This is a genomic window from Paraburkholderia podalyriae (assembly GCF_014397785.1).
Lineage (GTDB): Bacteria > Pseudomonadota > Gammaproteobacteria > Burkholderiales > Burkholderiaceae > Paraburkholderia > Paraburkholderia podalyriae.
Genome location: NZ_VZQQ01000011.1, coordinates 71,433 through 94,179 on the forward strand (window position 1 = coordinate 71,433; position 22,747 = coordinate 94,179).

General features: G+C 65.7%; 23 protein-coding genes. 9 read left to right on the forward strand and 14 right to left on the reverse strand.

Features of this window, described 5'->3' with window-relative positions; genetic code table 11:
• Positions 1-4 precede the first annotated feature (4 nt).
• The 12 genes from F6X42_RS15310 to F6X42_RS15365 all read right to left on the reverse strand — a co-directional run bounded on the left by F6X42_RS15310 (position 5) and on the right by F6X42_RS15365 (position 12,253).
• Positions 5-616 (reverse strand): DUF4126 domain-containing protein, encoded by a 612-nt coding sequence (locus tag F6X42_RS15310; RefSeq protein WP_187635024.1) that lies wholly within the window; start codon positions 614-616, stop codon positions 5-7.
• 219 nt (positions 617-835) lie between these two features.
• Positions 836-1,156 carry a quaternary ammonium compound efflux SMR transporter SugE gene (gene sugE / locus F6X42_RS15315; protein WP_187635025.1) on the reverse strand — a complete coding sequence of 107 codons (321 nt, stop codon included), beginning with the start codon at positions 1,154-1,156 and terminating at the stop codon, positions 836-838.
• Positions 1,157-1,259: 103 nt separating this feature from the next.
• Positions 1,260-1,958 (reverse strand): two-component system response regulator KdpE, encoded by a 699-nt coding sequence (gene kdpE, locus F6X42_RS15320; RefSeq protein ID WP_187635026.1) that lies wholly within the window; start codon positions 1,956-1,958, stop codon positions 1,260-1,262.
• A complete protein-coding gene (locus F6X42_RS15325; RefSeq protein WP_187635027.1) occupies positions 1,951-4,785 on the reverse strand; it encodes a DUF4118 domain-containing protein in 2,835 nt (944 codons plus the stop codon). Before F6X42_RS15325 ends, kdpE begins: the two co-directional genes overlap by 8 nt.
• A gap of 149 nt (positions 4,786-4,934) precedes the next feature.
• Positions 4,935-5,513, reverse strand: a complete 579-nt coding sequence (gene kdpC / locus F6X42_RS15330) for a potassium-transporting ATPase subunit KdpC (RefSeq protein WP_187635028.1) — start codon at positions 5,511-5,513, stop codon at positions 4,935-4,937.
• 58 nt (positions 5,514-5,571) lie between these two features.
• Positions 5,572-7,683, reverse strand: a complete 2,112-nt coding sequence (gene kdpB / locus F6X42_RS15335) for a potassium-transporting ATPase subunit KdpB (protein WP_187635029.1) — start codon at positions 7,681-7,683, stop codon at positions 5,572-5,574.
• A 78-nt stretch (positions 7,684-7,761) separates the two neighbouring features.
• Positions 7,762-9,567 (reverse strand): potassium-transporting ATPase subunit KdpA, encoded by a 1,806-nt coding sequence (kdpA, locus tag F6X42_RS15340; protein WP_187635030.1) that lies wholly within the window; start codon positions 9,565-9,567, stop codon positions 7,762-7,764.
• Complete coding sequence (gene kdpF / locus F6X42_RS15345) at positions 9,564-9,656, reverse strand: K(+)-transporting ATPase subunit F (RefSeq protein WP_187635031.1); 93 nt, start codon at positions 9,654-9,656, stop codon at positions 9,564-9,566. Before kdpF ends, kdpA begins: the two co-directional genes overlap by 4 nt.
• Positions 9,653-9,766 carry a potassium ABC transporter ATPase gene (locus tag F6X42_RS15350; RefSeq protein WP_187635032.1) on the reverse strand — a complete coding sequence of 38 codons (114 nt, stop codon included), beginning with the start codon at positions 9,764-9,766 and terminating at the stop codon, positions 9,653-9,655. Before F6X42_RS15350 ends, kdpF begins: the two co-directional genes overlap by 4 nt.
• 180 nt (positions 9,767-9,946) lie before the next feature.
• Positions 9,947-10,921 (reverse strand): quinone oxidoreductase family protein, encoded by a 975-nt coding sequence (locus F6X42_RS15355; RefSeq protein WP_187635033.1) that lies wholly within the window; start codon positions 10,919-10,921, stop codon positions 9,947-9,949.
• Between the two features lie 46 nt (positions 10,922-10,967).
• Positions 10,968-11,357 (reverse strand): methylglyoxal synthase, encoded by a 390-nt coding sequence (locus F6X42_RS15360; RefSeq protein ID WP_187635034.1) that lies wholly within the window; start codon positions 11,355-11,357, stop codon positions 10,968-10,970.
• A gap of 116 nt (positions 11,358-11,473) precedes the next feature.
• Positions 11,474-12,253, reverse strand: a complete 780-nt coding sequence (locus F6X42_RS15365; RefSeq protein ID WP_187635035.1) for an SDR family oxidoreductase — start codon at positions 12,251-12,253, stop codon at positions 11,474-11,476.
• Between the two features lie 218 nt (positions 12,254-12,471).
• Here F6X42_RS15365 and upp point away from each other — a divergent pair, with 218 nt between their 5' ends.
• The 9 genes from upp (at position 12,472) to rng (ending at position 20,940) form a co-directional block, all read left to right on the forward strand.
• Positions 12,472-13,122, forward strand: a complete 651-nt coding sequence (gene upp, locus F6X42_RS15370) for a uracil phosphoribosyltransferase (RefSeq protein ID WP_062126416.1) — start codon at positions 12,472-12,474, stop codon at positions 13,120-13,122.
• 431 nt (positions 13,123-13,553) lie between these two features.
• Positions 13,554-14,282: a YebC/PmpR family DNA-binding transcriptional regulator gene (locus tag F6X42_RS15375; protein ID WP_187635036.1), complete on the forward strand. Its 729-nt coding sequence runs from the start codon at positions 13,554-13,556 to the stop codon at positions 14,280-14,282.
• A 103-nt stretch (positions 14,283-14,385) separates the two neighbouring features.
• Positions 14,386-15,669, forward strand: a complete 1,284-nt coding sequence (gene purD / locus F6X42_RS15380; RefSeq protein ID WP_187635037.1) for a phosphoribosylamine--glycine ligase — start codon at positions 14,386-14,388, stop codon at positions 15,667-15,669.
• Positions 15,670-15,936: 267 nt separating this feature from the next.
• A complete protein-coding gene (gene hemF / locus F6X42_RS15385) occupies positions 15,937-16,860 on the forward strand; it encodes an oxygen-dependent coproporphyrinogen oxidase (protein WP_187635038.1) in 924 nt (307 codons plus the stop codon).
• A 43-nt stretch (positions 16,861-16,903) separates the two neighbouring features.
• On the forward strand, positions 16,904-17,623 hold the full coding sequence (locus tag F6X42_RS15390; RefSeq protein ID WP_222945618.1) for a nicotinate-nucleotide adenylyltransferase: 720 nt from the start codon (positions 16,904-16,906) through the stop codon (positions 17,621-17,623).
• Positions 17,624-17,627: 4 nt separating this feature from the next.
• Entirely contained in the window at positions 17,628-18,077 is a 450-nt protein-coding gene (rsfS, locus tag F6X42_RS15395) for a ribosome silencing factor (RefSeq protein WP_187635039.1), read from the forward strand.
• A 36-nt stretch (positions 18,078-18,113) separates the two neighbouring features.
• Positions 18,114-18,584: a 23S rRNA (pseudouridine(1915)-N(3))-methyltransferase RlmH gene (gene rlmH / locus F6X42_RS15400; protein WP_008919684.1), complete on the forward strand. Its 471-nt coding sequence runs from the start codon at positions 18,114-18,116 to the stop codon at positions 18,582-18,584.
• A gap of 247 nt (positions 18,585-18,831) precedes the next feature.
• Positions 18,832-19,461: a Maf family protein gene (locus F6X42_RS15405; RefSeq protein WP_187635040.1), complete on the forward strand. Its 630-nt coding sequence runs from the start codon at positions 18,832-18,834 to the stop codon at positions 19,459-19,461.
• 9 nt (positions 19,462-19,470) lie between these two features.
• Positions 19,471-20,940 carry a ribonuclease G gene (gene rng / locus F6X42_RS15410; protein WP_187635041.1) on the forward strand — a complete coding sequence of 490 codons (1,470 nt, stop codon included), beginning with the start codon at positions 19,471-19,473 and terminating at the stop codon, positions 20,938-20,940.
• 270 nt (positions 20,941-21,210) lie between these two features.
• On the opposite strand, the gene F6X42_RS15415 is transcribed toward rng, so the two are convergent.
• Together F6X42_RS15415 and msrC are read right to left on the reverse strand one after the other, a co-directional pair.
• Complete coding sequence (locus F6X42_RS15415; RefSeq protein WP_246530101.1) at positions 21,211-22,116, reverse strand: mechanosensitive ion channel family protein; 906 nt, start codon at positions 22,114-22,116, stop codon at positions 21,211-21,213.
• A 110-nt stretch (positions 22,117-22,226) separates the two neighbouring features.
• A complete protein-coding gene (gene msrC, locus F6X42_RS15420) occupies positions 22,227-22,727 on the reverse strand; it encodes a free L-methionine (R)-S-oxide reductase MsrC (protein ID WP_187635042.1) in 501 nt (166 codons plus the stop codon).
• Positions 22,728-22,747: the final 20 nt, after the last annotated feature.

Consider the following 22,747-nt stretch of genomic DNA (forward strand, 5'->3'; position numbering starts at 1 on the left):
TCGCTCAATCGTGCCTGCTCCTCACCAATCGCGACACCATGTGCGTGGCCATGCCGCGAAAACCGCCCTGCACGCCACGCCACAAGCGCGGCAGCGCCCACGCCGCGAGCAGCAGGAAGCCTACCATCAGGACCAGAAATACGAGCGGCACGAACAGCGCAAGCAGTACCCCGCCGAACACGAGGCCGTCCTCGGCGGTCGACGTGACAACATTCGACACCGGCTCCGGCGACAGATTGATCAGCGCGCGGGTGCCTGCCTTCGCGAGATGCGCGGTACCGGCGAGCGTGCCGCCCGCAAGCGCCGCAACGCTCAGCAGCGCCGGATCGGTGTGGCCGAGCGCGCCGGCGGCCAGCACGGCGCCGGCCGGAATGCGGATGAAGGTGTGGATCGCGTCCCACAGTGAATCGAACGCGGGGATCTTGTCGGCGAGGAATTCGGCCAGCGTCAGCACGGCCGCCGCGCCGATAACCCATGGCGATGACAGTGCGGACAACGTGTCCGGCAAGTGAATCAGGCCAAGACGTGCGAACACGCCGGCCAGCAGGACCGTCAGATAGAGGCGCAGACCGCTGCCCCATGAAAGGCCCGCTGCAAGCGAAAGTGATTCAAGCATGGCCGCCTCCACGCGCTTTGTGCATGCCGGGCGCCGCGGCGGGAACAAGCGGGTGTTCCGCGCCAAAGCCGTCAGGCTCGCAAGGCCGGCCGCGCCAGCCTGGCCGCGCCAGGCTGGCCGCGGGCAATCTCAAGGTCGTCCGTCTCATTATAGTCACGATAATTCGCAGAACGCAGAGCGGCGAAGCCTCGCTGTGGCTTGCAGGCAATGGCCGCCGGGTCAGCGCCCCGAGGACAGCTTCAGTCCGACGAGGCCGATCACGATCAGCGACGCGCTGGCGACGCGTGCGACCGTCACCGCCTCCCCCATCATCACGACACCGAAGATGAATGCGCCGACCGCGCCGATTCCCGTCCATACAGCATACGCAGTGCCGAGCGGCAACTGGCGCATTGCCAGCGCGAGCAGCACGAAGCTGCCTAGCGCGGTCACGACCGTGAAGACGGACGGCCACAAGCGGGTGAAACCTCCGGAAGTTTTGAGACCGGCCGCCCACGCGACTTCGAGCAAACCGGCGATCAATAGAAGAAACCAGGACATCGAAACAGCTCCATGAAAAATGGGGCCGTCCCCGATGATCGATGCAAGCGTAAGGTCGTCCTTACTTCAGGAAATGATAACCGGTGCGGCATAGTGGCCGGGCTCACACCGCGCCCACCAGCCGATACCCGACGCCCGTCTCCGTGACGATATGCTCGGGCTGCGCCGGATCGCGCTCGAGCTTGCCGCGCAGGTGCGCCATGTAGATGCGCAAATAGTGATGACTCTCGACATGCGACGGCCCCCACACGTCGCGCAGCAACTGCCGGTGTGTAAGCACGCGGCCGGCGTGGCGCACGAGCGTCGCGAGCAGCCGATATTCGATCGGCGTCAGATGGATCGCGGCGCCGTCGCGCGTGACCTGGCGCAGCGCGAGGTCGACGGTGACCGCGCCGAAGCGCACCTGCGGTGATTCGTTCGCGCCGCCGTGATTGCGCCGCCGCAGATGCGCGCGGATCCGGGCGAGCAACTCGGACACGCCGAACGGCTTGGTCAGGTAGTCGTCGGCGCCGGCGTCGAGCGCGGCGACCTTTTCGCTTTCCTGGGTGCGTGCCGACAGCACGATCACCGGCAGCTCGCTCCAGCCGCGCAACTCGCGGATCACGTCGAGGCCGTCGGTGTCGGGCAGGCCGAGATCGACGATCACGAGGTCGGGCTTGCGCGTCGCCGCTTCGACGAGCCCCTGCTTGCCGGTCTCGGCGTCGTACACGGCGATGCCCTCGCCTTCGAGCGCGGTGCGCACGAAGCGGCGAATCTGCTTCTCGTCTTCGATCAGAACGACTGTGATGCTCGGGTCACTCATGGGCGGGTCGGGTGAGCGGGTTGAGGTCGGCGGCGGTGTCGGTGGCGGCGCCCTCGTCTTCGAGCGGATCGGGTGCATCGGGCGGCGTCTTGACCGGCAGCGTGAACCAGAAGCGCGCGCCCTCGACGTGGCCGTTCGCGGCAATCCGGTTGAGCGCGCCGATTGTACCGCCGTGCGCCTCGACGATCGCGCGGCAGATCGCGAGCCCAAGGCCGATCCCCGGTTGCGCCGACTCCTTCTCGCCGCGCGTGAACTTCTCGAACACGCGCGCTTCCATGCCGGCGGGCAGGCCCGGGCCGTTGTCATCGATCGTGATGCGCACGAACGACGCGCCGTCCGCGTCGATCTGCTGCGCGCCGATCGCGAGCGGCGTGCCGGACGGGGTGTACTTGGCCGCGTTCTCGAACAGGTTCGAGAACAGCCGCTCCATCAGCACCGCGTCGAGGTGCAAGAGCGGCAGATCGGCGGGCAGCGTGACCTGTACCGGATGGTCCGCGAGCACGCGCCTGCAAGCGCGCAGCGCGGCGCCGACGGTTTCCTCGAGCAGCGTCCATTGCTGGTTCAGTTGCAGGCTGCCGGCCTGCAAGCGCGCCATGTCGAGCAGGTTCGTGACGATGCCGGTCATGCGCAGCGCTTCTTCGTGGATTGCATCGACGAGTTCGTCGCTGCGCTCCTCCTCGCCCGCCGACCTCTGCTGCCGCCCCTGCGCGAGCATCGACGAAAAGCCGACGATCGTCGTCAGCGGCGTACGCAGATCGTGTGAAATCGCCGACAGCAGCGAATTGCGCAGCCGCTCCGACTCCATGTTGACGAGCGCATCGCGCGCGATATCGACGTAGTGCACACGTTCGAGTGCGAGCGCGATCTGCGCGGCGAACGCATCGAGCATGCGCCGCTGCTCGGGCACGGTCAGCTCGCGCTCGTCACGCACGACGACCGCGAGCACGCCGCGCGTGCGCATCGGCGCCTTCAGCGGCAGATACAGCGCCGCGGCGGCCGGCAAGGTGTCGGTGCCGTGGCCTGCCGGCTTCTGCTGATCGTAAACCCACTGGCCGACGTCGAGATCGAGCGCGTCGCCTTCGAGCGTGATCGCCGCATCGGGGTCCTCGATCTTCTGTTTGACCTGATCGGCGCTGTCGGGCAGCAGAATCGCGACGCGCGCGCCGAACACCTCGCTCACGTGCCGGCTGCCGATCCCGACGATCTGCTCGGTGGTCAGCGCCGCGGCCAACTCGCGCGCCATTTCGTACATCGCGCCGGTGCGCTGCTCGCGGTGTCGCGCGACGCTCGCCTCGCGGCGCAGGCTCGCAGTCAGATTGCTGATCACGAGCGACGTCAGCAGCATGCCGAAGAACGTCAGTAAGTACTGCGTATCGGCGACCGACAGCGACAGGCGCGGCGGCACGAAGAAGAAATCGAACGCGGTGACGCTCGCGAACGACAGCACGACACCCGGCCCGCGCCCGAGTTTCACCGCCGTGAAGATCACGCCGAGCAGATACAACATCACGAGGTTGGTCAGATCGATGCGATCGATCAGCTGGCTCGACAGCAGCGTGATCGCCGTGCCGATCGCGAGCGCGAGCGCGTAGGCGCGCGGCGGTGAACGACGCTCGCGCGCCGCGCTCAACGCCTCGCGCCACGCGTTCGCGGTCGTGTTCAGCAGACGCCGCTGCTCGCCGCCGCCGCGCTCCGACGACACACGAATCAGCGTGAGATCGAGATCGCCGCTCTTCTCGGCGATGCGCTCGCCAACCGGCCGACGCAGCCAGCGGCTGATGCCGGTGCGCGACGACGCGCCCGCCACCAGCTTCGACACGTTGCGCGCCTGCGCATATCCGATCAGCGCGTCGAGCGCATCGGTGGCGGCGAGCGTCGCGGTTTCGGCGCCGAGCTCGCCGGCGAGCTTCAGCGCGTTCAACGTGCGTTCGCGGCGCGCGTCGGGTAGACGCTGCAACGCGGGCGTTTCGACATAGACCGCGAGCCAGTCGGCTTTCAGGCTAGCGGCGAGGCGCGCCGCCGAGCGCACCAGCGCCGGCGCCTCCGGACCGGGACCCACGCACACCAGCAACCGCTCGCGCGCCTGCCAGATACGCTGGATCGAACGATCGGCGCGGTACTCGCGCATCTGCGCGTCGACACGATCGGCAGTGCGGCGCAGCGCGAGTTCGCGCAGCGCGATCAGGTTGCCCTTGCGAAAGAAGTTGCGCACCGCGCGCTCTGCCTGCTGCGCCATGTACACCTTGCCGTCGCGCATGCGGTCGAGCAGTTCCTCGGCCGACAGATCGACGAGCGTGACTTCGTCGGCATGGTCGAACACGCGATCGGGGACCGTCTCCCACACGCGGATGCCGGTGATCTGGCCGATCACATCGTTCAGGCTCTCAAGGTGCTGCACGTTGACGGTCGTATAAACGTCGATGCCCGCATCGAGCAGTTCGTAGACGTCCTGCCAGCGCTTCAGATGGCGCGCGCCCTGCACGTTCGAATGCGCGAGTTCGTCGACGAGGATCAGTTGCGGCTTGCGCGCGAGCGCGGCGTCGAGATCGAATTCGCCGAGCTTGCGGCCGCGATACTCGATATGCGCGAGCGGCAGCACGTCGAGTCCCGCGAGCAGCGCGGCGGTTTCGCCGCGCCCGTGTGTTTCGGCGATGCCGACCAGCACGTCGATGCCTTCCTCCTCGCGGCGGCGCGCGGCCTGCAGCATCGCATAGGTCTTGCCGACGCCGGCCGACGCGCCGAAGAAAATTTTCAGCCGGCCGCGCTGACGTTTTTCTTCGTCGCGCTGCAGCTTGTCGAGCAGTTCGTCAGGATCGGGGCGGTTCATGCTCAGTGGTTTTGATCGTCGTGTGAGCGGCGGTGTCTGCATGGTGGCACGGCGCGCGCCGGCCCGCAAATGGCGGCGCGGCGCCACGCGGACGCCGCTGAGTTATCGATGAACCGCAAGGGCGGCCGGGTTGCCGTTGCGTTTGGGTGTCAACCGCGCTTCATTTCATCGAGCGCGAGATTGAGCTTCAGCACGTTCACGCGTGGCTCGCCGAGCACGCCGAACTGACGCCCCGTCGTATAGCGCTCGACGAGCGCCTGCACGTCGTTCGACGCGAGGTGACGCGCCTGCGCGACACGCTCGACCTGATACGCGGCCGCGGCCGGGCTGATCTCCGGATCGAGGCCGCTGCCCGACGACGTGACCAGATCGACCGGCACCGGCTTCGACATGTCGGTGCCCGCCGCCTTCAGCGCGGCGAGACGGCCCTTGATCTCGTCGAGCAGCGCCGGATTGTTCGGTCCGAGGTTCGAGCCGCCCGAGTTCTGCGGGTTGTACGGCATCGGGCTCGTCGCCGACAGCCGGCCCCAGAAGTACTGCGGCGCGTCGAACTGCTGGCCGATCAGCTGCGAGCCGACCACCTTGCCGTTCTGCTCGATCAGGCTGCCGTTGGCCTGTTGGTGGAAGGCCGCCTGGCCGAACGCGGTCATCACGGCGGGATAAGCGAGTCCGGTGATCGCGCTCAGCACCGCGAAGATCACGATCAACGGACGGAACAGATTTTTCATGATGGGTCTCTTTCCCTTTTCATCACTGCAGGTTACTTCGTAGCGACGCGGTTCGCGCTCAAACCCAATCGAACGCGGCCAGCACCATATCGATCAGCTTGATGCCGATGAACGGCACGATGATCCCGCCGAGGCCATAGATCAGCAGATTGCGGCGCAGCAGGATCGCCGCGCCGAGCGCGCGATAGCGCACGCCCTTCAGCGCGAGTGGAATCAGCAGCACGATGATCAGCGCGTTGAAGATCACCGCGGACATGATCGCCGAGGTCGGCGTCGCCAGATGCATCACGTTCAGCGCATTGAGCGCCGGATACGTCGATGCGAACGCGGCCGGAACGATCGCGAAGTACTTGGCGACGTCGTTGGCGATCGAGAACGTGGTCAGCGAACCGCGCGTCATCAGCATCTGTTTGCCGATCTCGACGATCTCGATCAGCTTGGTCGGATTCGAATCGAGGTCGACCATATTGCCCGCCTCTTTCGCCGCTTGCGTGCCGGTGTTCATCGCGACCGCGACGTCGGCCTGCGCAAGCGCGGGCGCGTCGTTGGTGCCGTCGCCGGTCATCGCGACGAGACGCCCTTCAGCCTGGTGCGCGCGAATCGTCGCGAGCTTGGTTTCGGGCGTTGCTTCGGCGAGGAAGTCGTCGACACCCGCTTCGGCCGCGATCGCGGCGGCGGTCAGGCGGTTATCGCCCGTCACCATGATGGTCTTGATGCCCATCTTGCGCAGCTCGGCGAAGCGCTCTTTGATGCCGCCCTTCACGACGTCCTTCAGCTCGATCACGCCGAGCACGCGCGCGCCCTGCTCGCCCTTCTCGGCGACCACGAGCGGCGTGCTGCCGCGTCGCGCGACATCGGCGACCGCGTTGCTGACTTCGTTCGGGAAACGGCCGCCGTGCGCTTCGACGTAGTGCTTGACCGCATCGGCCGCGCCCTTGCGGATTTCGCGGCGGGGCGTCCCGGAAGAAGTCCCCTGGGGGGACAGATCGACGCCGCTCATGCGAGTCTGCGCGGTGAACGCGAGAAACACCGCGTGCAGCGAGGCCATGTCGCGCTGACGGATGTTGAAGCGCTGCTTCGCGAGCACGACGATGCTGCGGCCTTCCGGCGTTTCGTCGGCCAGCGACGACAACTGCGCGGCATCGGCAAGCGCCTCTTCGCTCAGACCCGGCGCGGGCAGGAACTGCGACGCCTGGCGATTGCCGAGCGTGATCGTGCCGGTCTTGTCGAGCAGCAGCACGTCGACGTCGCCGGCCGCTTCAACGGCGCGGCCCGAGGTCGCGATCACGTTCGCCTGCATCATGCGGCTCATGCCGGCCACGCCGATTGCCGACAACAAGCCACCGATCGTCGTCGGGATCAGGCACACGAGCAGCGCGGCGAGCGCGGTGATCGTCACGACGTGACCGGCCTTCGCCGCTTCGACGGAGAACATCGAGAACGGCAGCAGCGTCGCGGTGGCGAGCAGCATCACGATGGTCAGCGCGACCAGCAGGATGGTCAGCGCGATTTCGTTCGGCGTCTTCTGACGCTTCGCGCCTTCGACCATCGCGATCATGCGGTCGAGAAACGCCTCGCCCGGATTCGCCGTGACGCGCACGACGATCCAGTCCGACAGCACCCGCGTGCCGCCCGTCACCGACGAAAAGTCACCACCCGACTCGCGGATCACCGGCGCCGACTCACCGGTGATCGCCGATTCGTCGACCGACGCGACGCCGTCGATCACTTCGCCATCGGCCGGAATCACGTCACCGGTCTCGACCAGCACGACGTCGCCTTTGCGCAGATCGGTCGCGGTTGTGATGCGAATTGGCGACTTCGGATGCGGCTCGTTGAGCTTCTTGGCCATCACGTCTTTCTTCGCGCTGCGCAGCGACGCGGCCTGCGCTTTCGAGCGGCCTTCGGCGATCGCCTCCGCGAAGTTCGCGAACAGCACCGTGAACCACAGCCACAGCGTGACCGCGAGAATGAAGCCCGCGGGCGCCTCGGCCTGACCGCCGAGCGCGGCGATCCACAGAATGGTCGTCAGAATGCTGCCGACGTACACGCAGAACATCACCGGGTTGCGAAACTGCGTGCGCGGCGTGAGCTTTTTGAAGGAGTCCACGATCGCCGGGCGCAGCAGCGCCGGGTCGAACATGGACCGCGTAGCGTTATGTTCAGTCATCGAATCCTCGAATATCCGTGTGCGCTTGCTCGGTTTCTGCGCGCAAGCGCCTGTTCGGTCGTTGTTCCCGGCCGCGCGTCACTGCACGCCGATCATCATCAGATGCTCGACGCCGGGACCGAGCGCGAGCGCCGGGACGTAGGTCAGCGCGCCGACCAGCAGCACCGTGCCGAGCAGCAGCACGACGAACAGCGGTCCATGCGTCGGCAGCGTGCCGCCGGTGACGCCGATGCGCTTCTTTCCGGCCAGCGAGCCGGCGATCGCGAGCACCGGCACGATCGTGCCGAAGCGGCCGAACCACATCGCGATCGCGGTGAGCCAGTTGTAGAACGGCGTATTCACCGACAGACCCGCGAATGCGCTGCCGTTGTTGTTCGCGGCCGAACTGAACGCGTAGAGGATTTCGGAGAAGCCATGCGCGCCAGGGTTCGCGATGCCGGCCTTGCCCGCATCGCTGAGCACCGCGATCGAGGTGCCCACGAGCACGAGCAGCGGCGTGAGCAGCACGACGATCGAGACCATCTTCATCTCGTAGGCTTCGATCTTCTTGCCGACATACTCAGGAGTACGTCCGATCATCAGACCCGCGACGAACACCGCGAGCAGCGCGAATACGAGCATGCCGTACATGCCTGAACCGACACCGCCGAAGATCACCTCGCCGAGCTGTATCAACAGCATCGGGTACAGGCCGCCGATCGGCGTCAACGAATCGTGCGTGTTGGCGACCGCGCCGCACGAAGCCGCCGTCGTCGCGACCGTGAAAATGCCCGACTGCGCGATGCCGAAGCGCGTTTCCTTGCCTTCCGCATTGCCGCCCGCCTGCAGCGCGTTCGCCGACTGATCGACGTTGAGCGCCGTGAACGCGGGGTTGCCGCTCTGCTCCGCACTGATTTCACCGAACACGCAGACACCGAACGCGATCGTCATCGCCGCGAGCACGGCCACGCCTTGCCGGCGGTCGCCGATCACGCGGCCGAACACGAGCGCGAGCGCGGCCGGGATGATCAGGATCGACAAGATCTGCACGAAGTTCGAGAACGGTGTCGGGTTTTCATACGGATGAGCCGAGTTGCCGTTGAAGAAGCCGCCGCCGTTGGTGCCGAGCATCTTGATCGCTTCCTGCGACGCAACCGGGCCCATCGCGATGGTCTGCGTCTTCACGGGCGTGTCGACCGTCACCGGATTGCCCTTCGCGTCCTTGACCGGATTGCCTTGCGCGTCGAGCTTCGGCGCGGCGTACGTGGTGGCCTGCAGCGTTGGTACGTCCTGATACGCCTTGAAGTTCTGGATCACGCCCTGGCTCATCAGCAGTGCGGCGATGATCGCCGCCATCGGCAGCAGCACGTACATCGTCACGCGCGTGATGTCGACCCAGAAGTTGCCGATCGTCTGCGCGGTATGACGCGCGAAGCCGCGAATCAGCGCGATCACGACGACGATGCCCGTTGCCGCCGACAGGAAGTTCTGCACGGTCATGCCAAGCATCTGCGTCAGATAGCTGACCGTTTGCTCGGGCGTGTAGTCCTGCCAGTTCGTGTTGGTGACGAAGCTGACCGCGGTGTTGAACGCGCTGTCGACCGACATCGCGCCGAACTGCTGCGGATTGCCCGGCAGCCAGCCCTGTACGCGCAGCAGCACGTACAGGAACACCACGCCGAGCACATTGAACGCGACCGTGGCGATCGCATAGTGCTTCCAGCCCATTTCCTGCGATGGATCGACGCCGGCGATACGGTAAAGCAGCCGTTCGAGCGGCGCGCCGAAGCGCACCACGCGCGAGCTGCCGTCCATCACGGCGCCGATGTAACTTGCCACCGGCACCGCGGCGGCCAACAGCACGACGATAAAAAGGCTCGCCTGCAGGACATTGTTCGCATTCATTCGATGTCCTCCGCGCGCAGCAGCGCATACACGAGATAAATGAACAGCAGCACGGTGGACGCGCCGGCCAGCCACAGCATCCAGGTCATGAGCGCGCTCCCTGCCCGCGGCGGAATTGCATCAGCTCTTCGCAGCCGCCAATCAGCCCAAAGGTCAGCGCGGCGAACACCACGAGTCCCCCGACATACAGCACATCCATTTTTGTTCCCCATGTACGGATTCTGGATAGCTGCAACGGTATGCCGATCCGCCTAAAGGGCTGGTCAAAGATGGCGGGGTGCGCGTAAAAATCGCGTAAACGCACAAGGCCGTTTCATCTCGCGATGAAACGGCCTTGATGGATGGCGTAGATCGCGGCCTGGGGCCGCGCCGTTACTTTTTACGGCAACAGAATCGTCGACCCGGTCGTGCGGCGGGCCTCGAGGTCGGCGTGGGCCTGCCCGACGTCCTTCAGCGCATAGCGCTGATTGATGCTCGTCTTGACCTTGCCGGAGGCCAGCACGTCGAACAGTTCGGCCGACATCGCCTCGTAATCGCTGCGTTTGGCCATATAGGTGAAGAGCGTCGGGCGCGTAAAGAACAGCGAGCCGCGTCCCGCGAACTCCGACGAATCGATCGGCGGCAGCGGACCCGACGCGTTGCCGAAGCTCACGAACAGGCCGAGCGGCGCGAGGCAGTCGAGCGACTTTTCGAAGGTGTCCTTGCCGATCGAATCGTAGACGACCGGCACGCCCGCGCCGTTGGTGATCTCGCGTACGCGCTTCGTGAAGTTCTCGCGCGTATAGACGATCGCGTGATCGCAGCCGTGCGCTTTCGCGATGTCGGCTTTCTCGTCGGAACCGACCGTGCCGATCACCGTCGCGCCGAGCGCTTTCGCCCACTGGCACACCAGCAGGCCGACACCGCCCGCCGCGGCCTGAATGAGGATCGTGTCGCCGGCCTTCACGCGGTACGTACGGCGCAGCAGATACTGCGCGGTCAAGCCTTGCAGCATCACCGACGCGGCCTGCTCGTCGCTGAGCGCATCGGGCAGCTTGACGGCCTGCGCGGCCTGCAGCAAGCGCTCCTGCGCGTACGCGCCGGGCGGCCGCGCGACGTACGCGACGCGATCGCCGACCTTCAGACCGCTCACGCCCGAGCCGATCGCGCTGACTTCGCCGGCCGCTTCCATTCCGAGTCCGCCCGGCAGCGGCAGCGGATACAGACCGGTGCGGAAATACACGTCGATATAGTTCAGGCCGACCGCCGTCTGGCGAATACGGATCTCGCCCGCGCCGGGCTCGCCCACGTCGACGTCGACCCATTTCATTACTTCGGGGCCGCCGGTTTTGTCGAATCGGATTGTCTTGACCATCATGTCTCCTTCATCTGGACGGATGTGGGTGCGGCGACGCGCGCGCTCACGCGTCGCCCGACAGGCGCAGCGTCAGCACGTCGAGCACCATGCGCGCGGTCGAAATGTTCGTCGCGCACGGAATGTTGTGCACGTCGCACGCACGCACGAGCGCGTTGATGTCGGGCTCGTGAGGCTGCGGCGTCATCGGATCGCGCAGGAAGATCACCATGTCGACGCGCCCTTCGGCGAGTTGCGCGCCGATCTGCAGGTCGCCGCCGTGCGGGCCCGACAGCATGCGCTCGACCGTGAGGCCGTGCGCGTCGCTGATGCGTCCGCCGGTCGTGCCGGTCGCGACGATCTCGCAGCGCGCGAGCGTGTCGACGTATTCGCCGGCCAGTTTGACGATGTCGTCCTTCTTGTGATCGTGCGCGATCAGCGCAATGCGGGTGCTCATGACTTAAGACTCCTCAGACCGTTGTGACTATCGTTGTTGTGATGTGACGTGCGTCGTTCGGGTGCGTGCTCCGCGCACGAGGCGGCTCCGAACCTGCCAGCTCAGTACGTACCTGCTCAGTACGTACCGGGATAGGCGCCGCCGTCGATCAACCAGTTCTGCCCGGTGATGTAGCCCGCGTGCACGCTGCACAGGAACGCGCAGGCGCGGCCGAATTCGTCGCGAGTGCCGAAGCGCCCGGCGGGGATCGTCTTGATGCGCTGCTTGCGTGCTTCGTCGATCGAAATGCCGTGCGTTTTCGCCTGCGCCTCGAACGTGACCGCGATGCGGTCGGTGTCGAACAGGCCCGGCAGCAGGTTGTTGATCGTCACGCCGGTCGGCGCGACCTTGCGCGCGAGACCCGCGACGAAACCGGTCAGCCCCGAGCGCGCGCCGTTCGACAGACCGAGCACGTCGATCGGCGCCTTCACCGCCGAGCTCGTGATGTTGACGATGCGCCCGAAGCCGCGCGCGCTCATCGTATCGATGGTCTGACGGATTAGCTCGATCGGCGTCAGCATGTTGGCTTCGAGCGCGCGGATCCAGTCCTCGTGCGTGAAGTTGCGGAAATCGCCCGGCGGCGGGCCGCCGGCGTTGTTGACGAGGATGTCCGGATGCGGGCACGCGGCCAGCGCGGCGGCGCGCCCTTCGGGCGTGGTGATGTCGCAGGCAACCGTCTTCACGTCGACGCCACTCTGCTTGCGGATCGCCTCGGCGGTCGCTTCGAGCGTTTCGGCGGTGCGCGCGACGATCGTCAGGTTGACGCCCTCGGCGGCGAGCGCTTCCGCGCAGCCGCGCCCCAGACCCTTGCTCGCCGCGCAAACGAGCGCGGTACGTCCTGCGATTCCCATGTCCATGTGTACGTCCTCGTGGCGAAGTTTCCCCAGATTCTAGAAGAATCGCTGCCGGACTGTGCCGCGCCGCTGAAATCTCAGGTATCGCCGGGCACCACTCTTTCGCTAAACTTGCGCGGTGGCGCGCTTTTCCTGCCTTCCGCCCGGCTTCCGGGGTGCGGACGAGACGAACGGAGCAGCGCGCCGAACCGATCCACCTTGCCGCCGCGCGCGAGCCCGCCATGACCCAGGACAGCCGTTTCCCCAATCTCTTCATCCTCGATCACCCGCTGATCCAGCACAAGCTGTCGCACATGCGCGACCGGGACACGTCGACGCGCACGTTCCGCGAACTGCTGCGCGAAATCACGCTGCTGATGGGCTACGAAATCACCCGCAACCTGCCGATGACCACGCGCCGCATCACCACGCCGCTCGTCGAAATCGACGCGCCGGTGATCGCCGGCAAGAAGCTCGCGATCGTGCCGGTGCTGCGTGCGGGCGTCGGCATGTCGGACGGCCTGCTCGAGCTGGTGCCGTCGGCGCGCGTCGGCCACATCGGCGTGTATCGCGCGGAGGATCATCGGCCGGTCGAATACCTGGTGCGACTGCCGGACCTCGAAGACCGCGTTTTCATCCTTTGCGATCCGATGGTCGCGACCGGCTACTCGGCCGTGCACGCTGTCGATGTGCTCAAGCGCCGCAACGTCGCCGCCGAGAACATCATGTTCCTCGCGCTCGTCGCCGCGCCCGAGGGCGTGCAGGTGTTCCAAGACGCGCACCCGGACGTCAAGCTGTTCGTCGCGTCGCTCGACTCGCATCTGAACGAGCATGCGTACATCGTGCCAGGCCTGGGCGACGCGGGCGACCGGTTGTTCGGTACCAAGAACTGACGCGCCGCGCCCCCTCTGCCGCACCCGCGCGGCGTGATAAAATTCGAATCCGTTCGACGAGCGGCTCGACCGCACGATCACGCGCGACGCCGCCTGCAATTTCGACTGACGCACCACGCCTTCGCATCAAGTCATGCGGCAGATGGCCGCGCAAGCTGCTCCCCATCGCGCTGCCGCCCTGCCGCCCCGCCTGGCCGGCCGGTCACGCAAGAACCGGCCCGACATCTACCGGCGGGCAAGCGTGGAACGACGCGCGGGAACGGCGAGGCTGAGATCGGCGGCGGCAGTGGCCGCCCCGACGGGCCAGCACGAGCGGCCGGCAGCCTTTCGCCTGACGGTTTGACATCGAGGCGCAATACGCGAGGCGCCCGACATCGCAACGACAATTGCACTATGCGTGCGCCCCGCTGGCGCGCGCGACGGAGAAAAGTATGGCGGGTCATTCGAAATGGGCCAACATCAAGCATAAGAAAGCAGCGGCCGACGCCAAGCGCGGCAAGGTCTGGACGCGGCTCATCAAGGAAATCCAGGTTGCGGCCCGTCTGGGCGGCGGCGAAATCGACTCGAACCCGCGTCTGCGGCTCGCGGTCGACAAGGCGTACGACGCCAACATGCCGAAAGACAACATCAACCGCGCGATCCAGCGCGGTGTCGGCGGCGCGGACGGCGCGAACTACGAAGAAATCCGCTACGAGGGCTACGGCATCGGCGGCGCGGCGGTGATCGTCGACACGATGACCGACAATCGCACGCGCACGGTCGCGGAAGTGCGGCATGCGTTCTCGAAGAACGGCGGCAACATGGGTACGGACGGCTCGGTGTCGTTCATGTTCGATCACATCGGCCAGTTCCTGTTCGCGCCCGGCACCGCCGAAGACGCGCTGATGGAAGCCGCGCTCGAAGCGGGCGCCGACGACGTCGTGACGAACGAGGATGGCAGCATCGAAGTGCTGTGCTCACCGCACGATTTTTCGAAGGTGAAGGCTGCGCTCGAAGCAGCGGGCTTCAAGGCCGAATTGGCCGAAGTCACGATGAAGCCGCAGACCGAAGTCGAATTCACCGGCGACGACGCGGTGAAAATGCAGAAACTGCTCGACGCGCTGGAAAATCTGGACGACGTGCAGGAAGTCTATACAAACGCATCGATCGCCGACGAGTGATGGCGCGCCGAACGCGAATCCGTTCGCCTTTGCTGTTGATGGTTTGTTGCACGGCCGACCACACCGCTCGGCCGTTTATGGTTTTTAAGTCTCGGGGATTCACATGAAGTTACTCGTCGTCGGTTCCGGCGGTCGCGAACATGCGCTCGCATGGAAGCTCGCGCAATCGCCGCGGGTCCAGCTCGTCTACGTCGCGCCGGGCAACGGCGGCACCGCTCAGGATGAGCGTCTGCTCAACATCGACATCACCGAGCCGGCCGCGCTCGCGGATTTCGTCGAAAAAGAACAGATCGCGTTCACGCTGGTCGGGCCGGAAGCGCCGCTCGCGGCAGGCATCGTCAACCTGTTCCGCTCGCGCGGTCTGAAGATCTTCGGGCCGACCAAAGAAGCCGCGCAGCTCGAAAGCTCGAAAGATTTCGCCAAAGCGTTCATGAAGCGCCACGGCATCCCGACCGCGGCATACGAAACCTTCGCCGACGTCGCCGCAGCGCACGCGTATCTGGACGCCAAGGGCGCGCCGATCGTGATCAAGGCCGACGGCCTCGCCGCCGGCAAGGGCGTGGTGGTCGCGCAGACGCTGGAAGAAGCGCACGCCGCAGTCGACATGATGCTGTCGGACAACAAGCTCGGCGACGCCGGCGCGCGCGTCGTGATCGAGGAATTCCTCGCCGGCGAGGAAGCGAGCTTCATCGTGATGGTCGATGGCAAGCACGTGCTCGCGCTCGCGTCGAGTCAGGATCACAAGCGTTTGCTCGACGGCGACCAGGGCCCGAACACGGGCGGCATGGGCGCCTACTCGCCCGCGCCGATCGTCACGCCGCAACTGCATGCGCGCGTGATGCGCGAAATCATCCTGCCGACCGTGCGCGGCATGGAGAAGGAAGGCATCCGCTACACCGGCTTCCTGTACGCGGGCCTGATGATCGACGCGCAAGGCAACCCGAAGACGCTCGAATTCAACTGCCGGATGGGCGACCCCGAAACGCAGCCGATCATGGCGCGTCTGAAGGGCGACTATTCGAAGGTGGTCGAACACGCGATCGCCGGCACGCTGGACACCGTCGAACTCGAATGGGACCGCCGCACCGCGCTCGGCGTCGTGCTCGCCGCGCACAACTATCCGGACACCCCGAGGAAGGGCGACCGCATCAACGGCATTCCCGCCGAAACCGCGGATTCGGTCACGTTCCACGCCGGCACCACGCTGACGGACGGCAAGCTGACGACCTCGGGCGGGCGCGTGCTGTGCGTCGTCGGTCTGGCGGATTCGGTGCGCACCGCGCAGGCGGCCGCCTATGAAACGATCAATCAGATCGCGTTCGACGGCATGCAGTATCGCCGCGACATCGGCTATCGCGCGCTCAATCGCAAGCACGACGCCAGGTAAGCGGCGCTTGCGTCGGCCGCCGTGCGAGCGGCGGCCACGCCAAACGACGCGCGCTACACTGCATCTTTCGCGCTCGTCGCGACGAACGGGCCCGAAGCCCGCTGATCGGCCGAAGCGGCGAGCCGCCTCCCAGATCCGCCTCCGGCCCCCACGCAATCCGATTAAGCGGTCCGATCGCGCAGCATCCAGCCTGACGCTAACGCGGCCGTCGCCCACTTTCGACGAACCCGCGGCACGACAAGCGTGCCGCCCCCGGCACCTGCATTCATGAGCAATTCGAGCTACGACGCACAAGCCGTGCGCAGCTGGCTGCAAGGCCTGCAATCGCATATCGCGGACACGCTCGGCGCCTTCGACGGCACCGCGTTCGCGACCGACGCGTGGCAGCGCGCGCCCGGCGAGAAGCTGCGCGGCGGCGGCGTCACGCGGATTCTCGAAGGCGGGCAGTTCTTCGAGCGCGCGGGCATCGGCTTCTCGGACGTCGCGGGCGACGAGCTGCCAGGCTCGGCGAGCGCCGCGCGGCCGCAACTGGCCGGGCGCGGATTCGAGGCGATGGGCGTGTCGCTCGTGCTGCATCCGCACAATCCACACTGCCCGACCGTGCACATGAACGTGCGCCTGCTGATCGCGACGAGGCAAGGCGAAGAACCGGTGTTCTGGTTCGGCGGCGGCATGGACCTGACGCCCTACTACGGCTACGAAGAGGACGCGCGGCATTTCCATCAGGTGTGCCGCGACGCGCTTGCGCCGTACGGCGCGGACCTGTACCCGCGCTTCAAGCGCTGGTGCGACGAGTACTTCTTCCTGAAGCACCGCAACGAACCACGCGGCATCGGCGGGATTTTCTTCGACGATTTCTCGGCGCCGGGCTTCGACGAGTCGTTCGCGATGCTCAGGAGCGTCGGCGAGGGCTTCCTCAACGCGTACCTGCCGATCATAGAGCGGCGCCGCAATACGCCGTACGGCGAAGCCGAGCGCGCGTTCCAGGCCTACCGGCGCGGTCGCTACGTCGAGTTCAATCTGGTCTTCGACCGTGGCACACTGTTTGGACTGCAGAGCGGCGGGCGCACCGAATCGATCCTGATGTCGATGCCGCCCGTGGCGAACTGGCGCTACGACTGGCAGCCCGAGCCGGGCACGCCGGAAGCGCGTTTGTACAGCGATTTCCTCGTGCCGCGCGAGTGGGTGTGACGCGCCACCTGTCTCGCTTACGGTCTCGACAAAGGATCCTCATCTGAAGCCGAACGCTCACCCTGTCGCCCTGCCTCGCCGGATCGGTCTGCTGGGCGGCACATTCGATCCGATCCACGACGGCCACCTCGCGCTCGCGCGGCGGTTCGCCGACGTGCTGCGGCTGACCGAACTGGTGCTGCTGCCGGCCGGCCAGCCGTGGCAGAAAGCCGACGTGTCGCCCGCCGAACATCGACTCGCGATGACGCGCGCGGCGGCCGCTTCTGTCGCGATCCCCGGCGTGACGGTGCGCGTCGCGACCGACGAAATCGAGCACGATGGCGCGACCTACACGGTCGACACGCTGCGACGCTGGCGCGAGCGCGAAGGCGACGACGCATCGATCACGCTGCTGATCGGCGCAGATCAACTGGTGCAGCTCGACACATGGCGCGACTGGCGGCGCCTGTTCGAGTTCGCGCATATCGGCGCGGCCACGCGGCCCGGCTTCGAGCTCGCGTCGAGCGCCCCCGCGGTCGCCCGCGAGATCGCCGCGCGCCGCGCGAGCGCCGCCGTGCTGCGGGGCACGCCCTGCGGTCATCTGCTGATCGACACGACGCTCGCGTTCAACGTATCGGCCACCGACATTCGCGCGCATCTGCGCGAGCAGCTCAACCAGCGGCTCGCCCACGCGGGCGCGGGCAGCGCACAGGATCAGGCCGCAAGTCATGTCCCCGCCGCGGTGTGGGACTATATTCTTCAACATCATCTGTACCACCGGTAACTCCATGGATATTCGCAAACTGCAACGTGTGATCGTCGACGCTCTCGAAGACGTCAAGGCGCAAGACATCAAAGTGTTCAACACCAGCCACCTGACCTCGCTGTTCGATCGCGTGATCGTCGCGAGCGGTACGTCGAACCGGCAAACCAAGGCGCTCGCGTCGAGCGTGCGCGAAGGCGTGAAGGAAGCCGGCGGCGATATCATCAGCACCGAGGGCGAGGATATCGGCGAATGGGTGCTGGTCGATTGCGGCGACGCGGTCGTGCACATCCTGCAGCCGGCGCTGCGCCAGTACTACAACCTCGAGGAAATCTGGGGCGACAAGCCGGTGCGCATCAAGCTGTCGACGCCGAACCCGTTCGGTGGCGCGCGCGCAAGCGAGCCCGACGACGAGGAAGACGACGAAACGCCGGCCGCGAAACCCGCGCGCAAGACCACGGCGCGCCGCAAGTAAGCGCGCCGTGTCGGGCACACCGCTACTGCCCTCGAAATGAAACTGCACATCCTCGCCGTCGGCCACAAGATGCCGGACTGGATCGCGACCGGCTTCGACGAATACGCGAAGCGCATGCCGCCCGAGCTGCGCATCGAGCTGCGTGAGATCAAACCGGAGCAGCGCTCGTCGGGGCGTTCGGCCGAAAGCGTGATGGCCGCCGAGCGGCAGAAGATCGAAGCCGCGTTGCCGAAGAACGCCCGCATCGTCGCCCTCGACGAACGCGGCAAGGACTGGACCACGATGCAGCTCGCGGGCGCGTTGCCGGGCTGGCAGCAGGACGGCCGCGACGTGGCCTTTCTGATCGGCGGCGCGGACGGGCTCGATCCCGAGCTAAAGGCACGCGCCGATATGATGCTGCGCGTGTCGAGCCTCACGCTGCCGCACGCGATGGTGCGCGTGCTGCTGGCCGAGCAGCTTTACCGCGCGTGGACCATTACGCAGAATCATCCTTATCATCGCGCGTGAGTGGTGAGCCAGGCGAGGCGACGCCTGCCAACCGTTCGTTGCTGATGGCGCGTCGTGGGGGCTCTGTCGACACGCCTGAACGTATCGTTGCCGCTTCATGCGATGATGCGCGCGACGCGCTGCGCATCGATGCCGTAAATGGATGCCGCGCATCGATCGCGTCACCGAGTCAACCGCCACGCATTCACGCTCCCCCAGCGTTCACCGCCCTCGCGCCATCCGTTTCCCGCTCCGTCGAGACCCGTTCATGCCCACGTCCTCCGCTTCTCTGCATCCGTTCGTCTACCTCGCCTCGCAAAGTCCACGCCGCCAGGAGCTGCTGCAACAGCTCGGCGTGCGTTTCGAATTGCTGCTGCCGCGTCCCGATGAAGACGCCGAAGCGCTCGAAGCCGAACGGACTGGCGAACATGCACGCGACTACGTGCAGCGCGTGTGCATCGCGAAGGCGCATGCGGCGCGCGCGCGGCTGGTCGACGGCGGCCACGCGGCGCAGCCGATCCTCGTCGCCGACACCACCGTCACGATCGACGACGCGATTCTCGGCAAACCCATCGATGCCGACGACGCGCTCGCCATGCTCACACGCCTCGCGTGCCGCACGCACGAAGTGCTGACCGCGCTCGCCGTGATCGACGCCGATGGTACGTTGCTGCCCCCGGCGCTGTCGGTCTCGAAGGTGCGTTTTGCTGCAGTGCACGCAGACGCGCTGCGTCGCTACGCGGCGAGCGGCGAGCCGCTCGGCAAGGCAGGCGCTTATGGCGTGCAGGGACGCGCGGCGGAGTTTATCGAGCGTATAGACGGGTCCTATTCGGGTATCATGGGTTTGCCGCTTTTTGAAACCGCTGCCCTGCTGCGGGCAGCGCGCATCGACTTCTAGAACAACACCATGAATGAAGAAATCCTGATCAATGTCACGCCGCAGGAAACGCGCGTCGCGCTCGTTCAACAGGGCGCCGTCCAGGAACTTCATGTCGAACGAACGCTGTCGCGCGGGCGCGTCGGCAATGTGTATCTCGGCAAGGTCGTGCGTGTGCTGCCGGGCATGCAATCGGCGTTCATCGACATCGGCCTCGAACGCGCCGCGTTCCTTCATGTCGCCGACATCTGGCATCCGCGCATCGCCGGCGAAGCACAACATCAAACGCCGCATCAACCGATCGAAAAGATCGTCTTCGAAGGCCAGACGCTGATGGTGCAGGTCGTCAAGGACCCGATCGGCACGAAGGGCGCGCGGCTGTCCACGCAAGCGAGCATCGCCGGGCGCACGCTCGTGTATCTGCCGCAGGAGCCGCACATCGGCATCTCGCAGAAGATCGAAAGCGAAGCCGAGCGCGAGGCCGTGCGCGCGCGTCTGACCGCGGTGCTGCCCGCCGACGAGAAAGGCGGCTACATCGTGCGCACGATCGCCGAGGACGCGACGAGCGAAGAACTCGCCGCCGACGTCGCGTATCTGCGCAAGACGTGGGCGACGATTCTGTCGCAGGCGCAGCGCATGCCGCCCACCAGCCTGCTCTACCAGGATCTGAATCTCGCGCAGCGCGTGCTGCGCGATTTCGTCAACGACGAAACGTCGCGCATTCAGGTCGATTCGCGCGAGACGTATCAGATGCTCGCCGATTTCGCGGCCGAATTCACGCCGGCGGTATCGTCGAAGCTGCACCACTACACCGGCGAGCGGCCGCTCTTCGATCTGTACAACATCGAGGCCGAGATTCAGCGCGCGCTGTCGCGTCGCGTCGATCTGAAGTCGGGCGGCTATCTCGTGATCGACCAGACCGAGGCAATGACGACGATCGATGTGAACACCGGCGGTTACGTCGGCGCGCGCAACTTCGACGACACGATCTTCAAGACCAACCTCGAAGCCGCGCACACGATCGCGCGGCAACTGCGGCTGCGCAATCTGGGCGGCGTGATCATCATCGATTTCATCGATATGGAAAACGTCGAACATCGCGACCAGGTGCTAGGAGAATTGAAGAAGGCGCTGTCGCGCGATCGCACGCGTGTGACCGTCAATGGCTTCTCGCAACTCGGGCTCGTGGAGATGACGCGCAAGCGTACGCGCGAGTCGCTCGCGCATGTACTGTGCGAGCCGTGCCCGGTTTGCCAAGGCAAGGGGCAAGTGAAGACCGCGCGGACGGTTTGCTATGACGTGTTGCGCGAGATTCTGCGCGAGTCGCGGCAGTTCAATCCGCGCGAGTTTCGCGTGATCGCTTCGCAGCAGGTGATCGATCTGTTTCTCGAGGAAGAGTCGCAGCATCTGGCGATGCTGATCGATTTCATCGGCAAACCGGTGTCGTTGCAGGTGGAGTCGAATTTGAGTCAGGAGCAGTACGACATTGTGTTGATGTAGTGGGTGCGAAAGACCTACGCGAGTGTCAGGCTGTGGTGATGTGCGCCTTTTGGGCGACGCAGAGGGGGCGCATCAAAGCCGTCCGTAGTCAGCCGGTCTGGCGTCCGGCCAGCGGCAAATCACAAAGGCGACGGCTTACCCGCTTTTATCTCTACTTCAAGTGATCGCATGCGGTACCGTGCCTATCGCTTCATTTGTCATTGCATGAAGCTAGCAGATCGTCGAAAGCGATTAATTACGGGATAGATCGGCAGACCGCAAAACATCGGCTCAAGCGTTTGGAACACCCTTTGGTAGTGGATCTGAGTAGAACATCGGAAGTCGAATTGCCTTCTGAATAAGGTCAACAAGCGTTAACGATTGGACGATCCGCGCTGCCCCATCTATCGCAACGGCAACGCAGAGAATTTCAACCTCGAATTCTCTAGCAGCCGCGAAGAACGCATCCGGCGACCTGACCCACGCCGCGATCCGCAACGTCGCGCCGCCATCCGCCGGATAGTCCGCAACCGATACCACCGGCGCCAGCGTCGAGCCGCTCAGCACGCGCGGCTCGTCGGCCACGAGTTTCTGCAGTTGCCCGATCGCCGCATCCACGTCCTTGCGCTGCGCGAGTTCCACGTCGACCTCGATGCGCTGCGTGCCGCCACAACTGTAGTTGATCACCGGATTGCTCCAGATCTGGCTGTTCGGCACGAACACGATGTTGCCGTCGCCTCGTTCGATCCGCGTCGTGAAGAGCCCCACCTCGCGCACGATGCCCGCCGCCGCGCCGCTGCCCTCGATCACGTCGCCGACGCGAAACGGTCGCAGCAACAGCAGCATCATGCCGGCCGCGATGTTCTGCAACGTGCCTTGCAGCGCGAGGCCGATCGCGAGGCCAGCCGCGCCGAGCACCGCCGATACGCTGGCGGTTGCGATGCCGACTTCACCGAGCGCCGCGATGAAGACGAACACGCGCACGGCCCACGGACCCAACGCGGCCAGCATCGGCGCGAGGGTCGGGTCCGCGCCCGTGCGCGCGAGCGCCTTCGCGAACATCGCGCCGACGCGGTTCGACAACCACCAGCCGACCACGACGATCAGCACCGCGATCGCGATATGCACGACGTCGTGCGTCAGCGTGACGAGCAGCGACGGCTGAAGATGAAATAGACGGTAGAGGGTGTCGTTCATCGTCGGCTCGATTCGTTTGTTAGTCCCGACGCAGATCAAGCACGATACGTTCCTGTCCAGCCGTTACACCGCGCGGTACGCGAGTTGCTTGCCGGAGCGAATCGGCGACACTACACGACGCGCGGCAGCGCTGCCTCGATAAACACCGCGCACAGCGCTTCCATGCCCTTGGCGTCCTCGTCGTCGAAGCGAGCGATGAGCGGGCTATCGACATCCCACACGCCGATCAGCGTGCCGTCGGGCGTGACGAGCGGCACGACGATTTCCGATTGCGACGCCGAATCGCAAGCGATATGGCCGGGAAACTCATGCACGTCGCGTACGATCTGGGTCTGACGGGTTTGCGCGGCGGTACCGCAGACACCCTTGCCGAGCGCAATGCGCACGCATGCGGGCTTGCCCTGGAACGGGCCGACCACCAGTTCGCGGCCGTCGTGAAAGTAAAAGCCGGCCCAGTTCAGATCGCTCAACGAATGAAACACAAACGATGAAAAATTCGCCGCGTTCGCGATCCAGTCGGTTTCGCCGGCGAGCAGCGCGCGCGCCTGCGTGACCAGTTCGTCGTATTGCGCGGCTCTGGGCAGATGCGAGGAGGAGGAAACTTCGAACATGACGGCGTCCGTGATCAATG

What these genes read in the sequence shown, in the direction of transcription:
- sugE (WP_187635025.1), bottom strand. Translation starts at nt 1,156, where the DNA reads ATGTCCTGGTTTCTTCTATTGATCGCCGGTTTGCTCGAAGTCGCGTGG.
- purD (WP_187635037.1), top strand. Translation starts at nt 14,386, where the DNA reads ATGAAGTTACTCGTCGTCGGTTCCGGCGGTCGCGAACATGCGCTCGCA.
- kdpA (WP_187635030.1), bottom strand. Translation starts at nt 9,567, where the DNA reads ATGAATGCGAACAATGTCCTGCAGGCGAGCCTTTTTATCGTCGTGCTG.
- upp (WP_062126416.1), top strand. Translation starts at nt 12,472, where the DNA reads ATGACCCAGGACAGCCGTTTCCCCAATCTCTTCATCCTCGATCACCCG.
- F6X42_RS15405 (WP_187635040.1), top strand. Translation starts at nt 18,832, where the DNA reads ATGCCCACGTCCTCCGCTTCTCTGCATCCGTTCGTCTACCTCGCCTCG.
- kdpE (WP_187635026.1), bottom strand. Translation starts at nt 1,958, where the DNA reads ATGAGTGACCCGAGCATCACAGTCGTTCTGATCGAAGACGAGAAGCAG.
- F6X42_RS15325 (WP_187635027.1), bottom strand. Translation starts at nt 4,785, where the DNA reads ATGAACCGCCCCGATCCTGACGAACTGCTCGACAAGCTGCAGCGCGAC.
- kdpB (WP_187635029.1), bottom strand. Translation starts at nt 7,683, where the DNA reads ATGACTGAACATAACGCTACGCGGTCCATGTTCGACCCGGCGCTGCTG.
- rng (WP_187635041.1), top strand. Translation starts at nt 19,471, where the DNA reads ATGAATGAAGAAATCCTGATCAATGTCACGCCGCAGGAAACGCGCGTC.
- kdpF (WP_187635031.1), bottom strand. Translation starts at nt 9,656, where the DNA reads ATGACCTGGATGCTGTGGCTGGCCGGCGCGTCCACCGTGCTGCTGTTC.
- kdpC (WP_187635028.1), bottom strand. Translation starts at nt 5,513, where the DNA reads ATGAAAAATCTGTTCCGTCCGTTGATCGTGATCTTCGCGGTGCTGAGC.
- F6X42_RS15365 (WP_187635035.1), bottom strand. Translation starts at nt 12,253, where the DNA reads ATGGACATGGGAATCGCAGGACGTACCGCGCTCGTTTGCGCGGCGAGC.
- F6X42_RS15310 (WP_187635024.1), bottom strand. Translation starts at nt 616, where the DNA reads ATGCTTGAATCACTTTCGCTTGCAGCGGGCCTTTCATGGGGCAGCGGT.
- rsfS (WP_187635039.1), top strand. Translation starts at nt 17,628, where the DNA reads ATGGATATTCGCAAACTGCAACGTGTGATCGTCGACGCTCTCGAAGAC.
- F6X42_RS15350 (WP_187635032.1), bottom strand. Translation starts at nt 9,766, where the DNA reads ATGGATGTGCTGTATGTCGGGGGACTCGTGGTGTTCGCCGCGCTGACC.
- hemF (WP_187635038.1), top strand. Translation starts at nt 15,937, where the DNA reads ATGAGCAATTCGAGCTACGACGCACAAGCCGTGCGCAGCTGGCTGCAA.
- rlmH (WP_008919684.1), top strand. Translation starts at nt 18,114, where the DNA reads ATGAAACTGCACATCCTCGCCGTCGGCCACAAGATGCCGGACTGGATC.
- F6X42_RS15360 (WP_187635034.1), bottom strand. Translation starts at nt 11,357, where the DNA reads ATGAGCACCCGCATTGCGCTGATCGCGCACGATCACAAGAAGGACGAC.
- msrC (WP_187635042.1), bottom strand. Translation starts at nt 22,727, where the DNA reads ATGTTCGAAGTTTCCTCCTCCTCGCATCTGCCCAGAGCCGCGCAATAC.
- F6X42_RS15355 (WP_187635033.1), bottom strand. Translation starts at nt 10,921, where the DNA reads ATGGTCAAGACAATCCGATTCGACAAAACCGGCGGCCCCGAAGTAATG.
- F6X42_RS15415 (WP_246530101.1), bottom strand. Translation starts at nt 22,116, where the DNA reads ATGAACGACACCCTCTACCGTCTATTTCATCTTCAGCCGTCGCTGCTC.
- F6X42_RS15375 (WP_187635036.1), top strand. Translation starts at nt 13,554, where the DNA reads ATGGCGGGTCATTCGAAATGGGCCAACATCAAGCATAAGAAAGCAGCG.